Annotated in this window: 5 protein-coding genes and 1 pseudogene; 1 reads left to right on the top strand and 5 read right to left on the bottom strand. The window is 70.6% G+C overall.

Annotation, left to right across the window (positions count from 1 at the left end):
• Window positions 1–90 precede the first annotated feature (90 nt).
• Window positions 91–1,608, bottom strand: a complete 1,518-nt coding sequence (gene adh / locus ABTX62_RS33885) for an aldehyde dehydrogenase (protein ID WP_352119766.1) — start codon at window positions 1,606–1,608, stop codon at window positions 91–93.
• 112 nt (window positions 1,609–1,720) lie between these two features.
• The gene (locus tag ABTX62_RS33890) at window positions 1,721–2,950 is read right to left on the bottom strand and encodes a transcriptional regulator (RefSeq protein ID WP_352119767.1); all 1,230 of its coding nucleotides are present in this window, start codon (window positions 2,948–2,950) and stop codon (window positions 1,721–1,723) included.
• A gap of 297 nt (window positions 2,951–3,247) precedes the next feature.
• On the opposite strand from ABTX62_RS33890, the gene ABTX62_RS33895 reads away from it, so the two are divergent.
• The gene (locus tag ABTX62_RS33895; RefSeq protein ID WP_352119768.1) at window positions 3,248–3,667 is read left to right on the top strand and encodes a hypothetical protein; all 420 of its coding nucleotides are present in this window, start codon (window positions 3,248–3,250) and stop codon (window positions 3,665–3,667) included.
• Here ABTX62_RS33895 and ABTX62_RS33900 read toward each other — a convergent pair.
• The 3 genes and pseudogenes from ABTX62_RS33900 to ABTX62_RS33910 all read right to left on the bottom strand — a co-directional run.
• Window positions 3,633–4,121 carry a hypothetical protein gene (locus tag ABTX62_RS33900; RefSeq protein WP_283973583.1) on the bottom strand — a complete coding sequence of 163 codons (489 nt, stop codon included), beginning with the start codon at window positions 4,119–4,121 and terminating at the stop codon, window positions 3,633–3,635. The two genes, ABTX62_RS33895 and ABTX62_RS33900, sit on opposite strands and share 35 nt — an antisense overlap.
• Window positions 4,122–5,069: 948 nt before the next feature.
• The gene (locus tag ABTX62_RS33905; protein ID WP_352119769.1) at window positions 5,070–5,444 is read right to left on the bottom strand and encodes a transposase; all 375 of its coding nucleotides are present in this window, start codon (window positions 5,442–5,444) and stop codon (window positions 5,070–5,072) included.
• A pseudogene (locus ABTX62_RS33910) lies at window positions 5,428–5,868 on the bottom strand (transposase); the annotation flags it as partial. The pseudogene ABTX62_RS33910 and the gene ABTX62_RS33905, both read right to left, overlap by 17 nt.
• Window positions 5,869–5,986 lie beyond the last annotated feature (118 nt).

A 5,986-nucleotide genomic window follows, 5' to 3' on the forward strand; every position in this document is an offset into this window, starting at 1 on the left:
CCCTCGTACTGGGTGTACTTGGGCTTGCGCCCGGTGCGGCGAGAGTGCGTGCCGGGCGTCGCGACGGGGCGAACGTTGCCTGCTGCGGCACTAGAAGAAGCCCAGCTTTTTCGGCGAGTAGCTCACCAGCAGGTTCTTCGTCTGCTGGTAGTGGTCGAGCATCATCTTGTGGGTCTCGCGGCCTATCCCGGACTTCTTGTAGCCGCCGAACGCCGCGTGGGCCGGGTAGGCGTGGTAGCAGTTCGTCCAGACCCGGCCCGCCTTGACCGCGCGGCCCAGGCGGTAGGCCGTGTTGCCGTCGCGGGTCCAGACGCCCGCGCCGAGGCCGTACAGGGTGTCGTTGGCCATCTTCAGGGCCTCGTCGACCGAGTCGTACGTCGCGACCGAGACGACCGGGCCGAAGATCTCCTCCTGGAAGATCCGCATGTCGTTGCTGCCGCGGAAGATGGTCGGCTCGATGTAGTAGCCGCCCTCCAGGCCGGGCACCGCACGGGGGTTGCCGCCCGTGACGACCTCGGCGCCCTCCTTCCTGCCGATGTCCAGGTAGGAGAGGATCTTCTCGTACTGGTCGTTGCTCGCCTGCGCGCCGATCATGGTGGCCGGGTCCAGCGGGTCGCCCCCGACGATGGCCTCGGTGCGTTCGACACAGCGGGCCATGAACTCGTCGTAGATCGACGAGGGGATCAGGGCGCGGGACGGGCAGGTGCAGACCTCGCCCTGGTTGAGGGCGAACATCACGAAGCCCTCGACGGCCTTGTCCAGGAAGTCGTCGTCGGCGGCCATGACGTCGGGCAGGAAGATATTGGGGCTCTTGCCGCCCAGTTCCAGGGTGACGGGGATGACGTTCTCGCTCGCGTACTGCATGATCAGGCGGCCGGTGGTCGTCTCGCCGGTGAACGCCACCTTCGCCACCCGCGGGCTGGACGCCAGCGGCTTGCCCGCCTCCACGCCGAAGCCGTTGACGACGTTGACCACGCCCGGCGGAAGCAGGTCGGCGATCAGCTCCATGACGTAGAGCAGGCTGACCGGGGTCTGTTCGGCCGGTTTGATGACGACACAGTTGCCTGCGGCCAGCGCGGGGGCGAGCTTCCATGTGGCCATGAGGACGGGGAAGTTCCATGGGATGATCTGGCCGACCACGCCCAGCGGCTCGTGGAAGTGGTAGGCGACCGTGTCGGCGTCGATCTCCGCGATGCTGCCCTCCTGCGCGCGGACGACGCCGGCGAAGTACCGGAAGTGGTCCACGGCCAGCGGGATGTCGGCGGCCAGGGTCTCGCGGACCGGCTTGCCGTTCTCCCACGTCTCGGCGACGGCGATCTTCTCCAGGTTCCGCTCGATGCGGTCGGCGATCCTGTTGAGGATGTTCGCGCGTTCCGTCGTGGAGGTGCGGCCCCACCGGTCGGCAGCCCGGTGCGCGGCGTCCAGGGCGAGGTCGACGTCGGCCGCCGTGGAGCGGGCCACCTCGCAGAAGACCTCGCCGGTCACGGGGGTCGGGTTCTCGAAGTAGCGGCCCTCGACGGGCGCTGTCCAGTCGCCGTCGATGAAGTTGTCGTAGCGGCGGGCGAAGGTGACGATGCTGCCGTCGGTTCCGGGCTGCGCGTACACCATGGCGGCTCTCCTCGGTGAAGGGCGTGCGGGGCGGGCGACGGGCTCTGCCGTCGTGTCGGCCCCACTGTGCTCCCGGGAGGTTGGCGCGAGGTTGGTGCGCGAGGACGGTCCGTCAGTCCCAGTCCCGCAGGGCCGTCGTCAGCCGGCCCGCCACGATCGCGCGGCGCGTGTCGTTCGGGCCGAGCAGACCCAGCGCGTGCTCGTGGATCTCCGTGTCGTAGGGGGCCCGTTCGCCGTACCGCAGGGCGTGCTCGGGGCGGGTGCTCGCCAGCACGGCCTCCCGTACCGCCACGTCGAGGCGGGTGCGCCACTCCTCGACACCGGGCGCCTCGGAGCGGGGCAGGAGCGGGCCGCCGTAGCGGCGCAGGGCGGTGTCCGTGTCGCCCTGCTCCAGCGCGCGCAGGACGTCGGCGGCGTCGCAGGACACGGGGGTGGTGAGGGCGTAGTGGCGGGCGGAGATCGCGCCGCCCAGCGCCCGGCGCAGGTGGGAGATCTCCGCCTTGAAGGTGGACGAGGTGACCGGCCGGTCGCCGTACAGGGCGGCGCGCAGCCGCTCCGGGGTGAAGCCCTCGGGTTCGAGTGCGAGGAGGGTGAGGATCTCCAACTGGCGGGGGCGCAGCGGGAGGGGACGTCCCTCGCGCACGGCGTGTTCCGAGCCCAGGCATGTGAGCCGGAGCGGACCCGGACGGGACGCCTCGGTCTTCAGGCGGGCCTCGATCGTGGACACCAGCGTGCGGACGGTGGACATGGCCAGGGGATGCGAGCGGTCCCAGGTCGTGGACAGGTCCAGTACGCCGAGGACACGACCGTCCCGGCCGTGCACGGGGGCGCAGTAGCAGACCCATCCGTGCAGGGCCGACACCAGGTGCTCCGCGGAGAAGACGGAACTCGGGAGGCCGGTGCGCAGGGCGAGGGACAGGGCGTTCGTCCCCATGGCCTGCTCGTCCCAGCGGCCGCCCGGCGCGAAGTTGACCCGCTCGGCCAGGCGGCGCATGGTCGGACCGCCGCAGGTCCACAGGATGGTGCCGGACTCGTCGGTGACCGCGGTGACGAACCCGGCGTCCTCGCCGATGCTGTGCAGTTCCCCGGCGAGTGCGGACACCGGCTCGTACAGCGGTGAGGCCGTCCAGCGCTGGTGCACCCGGCCGTCGTCGGTGACCGGGGCGCTGTCCCGGCCCGGGTCCACACTGCCCAGCGAACGCGCCCAGGACTCGGTCACCTCGTGGCGCAGCGCCGCGGTGCCGCCCGGCCGCGCGCCCGGGACGGTCAGCCGCGGCACCCAGCGCGACCACTCGTGCTCCAGCACGGCCCTGCGCTGCCGGAGGTCGGGGCGCTGCGACATGGCCTCTCCCTGCCGTCGTACCGGTTTCTCGGCGTCAGGTCAGTGTTACCGGATGCGCCTGCCCCGGTCGAGGATTCCGTCCGGCCCGGGAACGACGTTCCGCAGGGGCCCCGGGGCGATGGATGGCCTGGAAGTGACAGGTCGGCCTGGAATCGTCCCCCGTTCTGAAACGGACGATCGCCTGACTGGAAGTTTGTCCGGTAACCGCGCGCCGCCATACGGGTGACGGGTTCACTCGACCCGACGGACGCGGCCCGGCCCGCGTACCACCGGTGTGCGACGCCGCGTTTGCCCGGCATGGACAGCACGGAGACGGTGCGGCGCCTTCCCGGGAACGACGCCGCGCCCCGCTCGTACGCCGAACTCACCAGCGGTTACGCGGGACATCCGCCGATCTACGCGGCACTGCTCGCCGAGTGGGAGGCCCGGGGGCACACCGTCCCGGAGCACCGCGACGGCCAGTGGGTCTCCTTCGCGGCGCCGGCCGAGAGCGAGACCTGGACGGCCGTCACCACGTGGAGCGCCGGCCGGCACATGGCCCCGGTCGTCCCCGCCGCCCCGCACCCGGTCGCCGCTCCCCAGCCGGCTGCCTGCCGGCACCCGGGCGCGGCCGCCCCCGCCGGTACTCGCCCTGCCCCCGGCCGCCACCCGGCGGCGGCGGCACCCTCGTCCGGCGCCCGCCTCACCAGCCGTCCCTCACCACCGGCTCCGCGCTGACCGGCGCCAGCACCGCGAGGGTGCCGCTGGCCTCCCGCAGGGCCGCTTCGAGGGTGCCGGGCGTGTGCAGGGCGCCGGTTCCGTCCGGCGGGACGAGCCACTCCAGGCGCCCGGCGGGCCGGTACGGCGGCGGTACGGCGACCCAGGAACCCCGCCCGACGTGCCGTACCCCGAAGCCGATCCACTCGCTGACGGGATCAGGCGGCAGGAAGAACCCCACTCTTCGCGCGGCGCAGTCCACCAGGGTGGGCCCCGGCACCTTGAGCGGGTCGCGCCACAGGATGTCCAGTGCGAGAAGGCCGAGCCGGTCGGGAACGCTGAGCACGTCCCAGTACCGCCCGGCCTCCACGAGTACCGTCCCGGCACCGTAGTCCCACTCCCGCTTGCACTCCTGGGGGTCCGTGGCGGCCGCGGCGAGCCACTCGACGGCTTGCTTCCACATGACGCTCTGCATGGCCACCCCAGGCACAGTCGGCGGCGCCGCGGTCCGGCGCGCGCGGGACACGAGCCGGTGACCCACGGGGTCCGCGTGCCGCCCGGCCGTAGTCATGGTCGTAGATATTTCTACGCGTTGGAAGGGGTGGCGTGGTCTGGCGTTTGGGTCGGAATCCTCCCGGTCGAAACAGGGCATTCGACGGTGTCGTCCCTTAAGACCGCGGTCAACTTCGCGCAGGTCCGGCCACGGTACGGGCTCGATCGTCCGAGAATGGAGAAGCGGCGACGGCCCCCGTCGGATGATCGACACTGTTGGCGAATCCGGGGCATGAACGTGACGTCGGCCTTCACGACCCGTTGTGGTTGTGAAGGCCGACGTTGTGTTTGGGGAGGGTCTCGGTGTCGTTACAGGCCCAGGAAGAACGATGTCAGCCGCGTGGCTGCGGGGTATCGGCGGCGGCGCGCACGTGCAGCACAGGCAACCGCTGACGCTGGGGCTCGGTCTGCCTGAAGGCATAGCGACTGGATCCGCCGCAAGACCACAACAAAGGCCATCGTCATCTGCGGGAGTCGGCATCGCAGAGAGATCGGCATACTGCCGCCCGCTCTTACTGGCGACGAGGAGAAAATGGCGTCATGTCGACTGCGGTGACTGAATCTAAGCATTCAAGCCGTGATACCGGCATCGCCGCAGGCCGAGAGCTCGAACTCCCTGGGAGATCGTGCCTTCGACACCGGCCTGTTCGCGTACTGCTCCTTCCAATCCTGGGTGCCTTCCTAAGGGGTCCTTTCACTATGAGCGTCCGATCAGGGCACGTGGTCTGGTGCCGTGCATCGCAAGGCGCCGGGAAGCCCTCGTAGCGGAGCTACTAGGGCGTTTCGGCAACGCGGCGAGGTGCGGTGCCAGGCCGCGCGACCCGGACGGGCATAGTGAAAGGACCCCTGAGCCCGCGCCTGCTGGATCACCTCATACTCGGCCCGCGGGCGGAGAGTGATCCGGCGCCCCATATCCGACCCTGCTGTTGGAACGGGTGCACTGCTCTCGGGCTTTGCAGGGACGGCAGGCAGCCGTCGGGAACCGTGCCCGGACCACGGCGGTACCCTCCTGAGAGCGATCTTCGACCCATCGACTGCTGGTCGCACCGTTGAGGCAGGTCACTTGGCGATTCTCCCAGTCGATGGTGAAGTCGGCCTGCGAGAAGCCGCCGCCGTCCTTGGTCTGCCAGCTGGTGGCTGCGAGGATCGGGCCCACCAGGTTGACCTTGTGGTCCCGGCGGGCGGTGACCACTTCCCGGGCTGTCGCATAGCCGGCGTCGACCAAGTGCTGAGTCCGTGCGGGCACGGCCGCCGGCCTTGAGCAGGCCGTGCTCCGCGGCGGCCTCAAGGACCCTGTCCAGGAGCTGGATCCCGGCGTCTCCCGTGATCAGCCGGTCCCTGAACTAGGTGAGCACCGAGTGGTCGAACCCCGGATCGGCCAGCTCCAGCCCGAGGAGGTACTTCCAGTCCAGCCGCCCGCGAACAGCGTCCGCGGCCTGCCGGTCCGAGAGCCCTTCGGCGAACTGCATGACCGACACCAGCGCCAGCCTGCCCGGCGACCATGCCGGCTTTCCCCTGCTCGGGTACAGCCCGGCGAAGTCTGAGTCCTGGAACAGCTCGCCCAGCTCATCACGGATCCGCATCGCCAGGCTGCCCTTCGGGAACGCCGCCCGCGCCACCCGGGCCGTCTCCTCAGGAGCCCCGTCGACCTGCCTGGCGTGCAACGACACCGACACCCTCCCCAAACACAACGTCGGCCTTCACGACCACAACGGGTCGTGAAGCGGCCTCCAGGTCGACGGCGTCGGTGATGATGCCGGAGCCCAGGCGCAGCGCCAGACGGGCGGC

It is taken from the genome of Streptomyces sp. NPDC096046 (assembly GCF_040303285.1).
GTDB lineage: Bacteria > Actinomycetota > Actinomycetes > Streptomycetales > Streptomycetaceae > Streptomyces.

Bases quoted from the DNA above. Each gene is read 5' to 3' on its own strand.
- ABTX62_RS33900 (WP_283973583.1), bottom strand. From the start codon at position 4,121: ATGCAGAGCGTCATGTGGAAGCAAGCCGTCGAGTGGCTCGCCGCGGCC.
- adh (WP_352119766.1), bottom strand. From the start codon at position 1,608: ATGGTGTACGCGCAGCCCGGAACCGACGGCAGCATCGTCACCTTCGCC.
- ABTX62_RS33890 (WP_352119767.1), bottom strand. From the start codon at position 2,950: ATGTCGCAGCGCCCCGACCTCCGGCAGCGCAGGGCCGTGCTGGAGCAC.
- ABTX62_RS33895 (WP_352119768.1), top strand. From the start codon at position 3,248: ATGGACAGCACGGAGACGGTGCGGCGCCTTCCCGGGAACGACGCCGCG.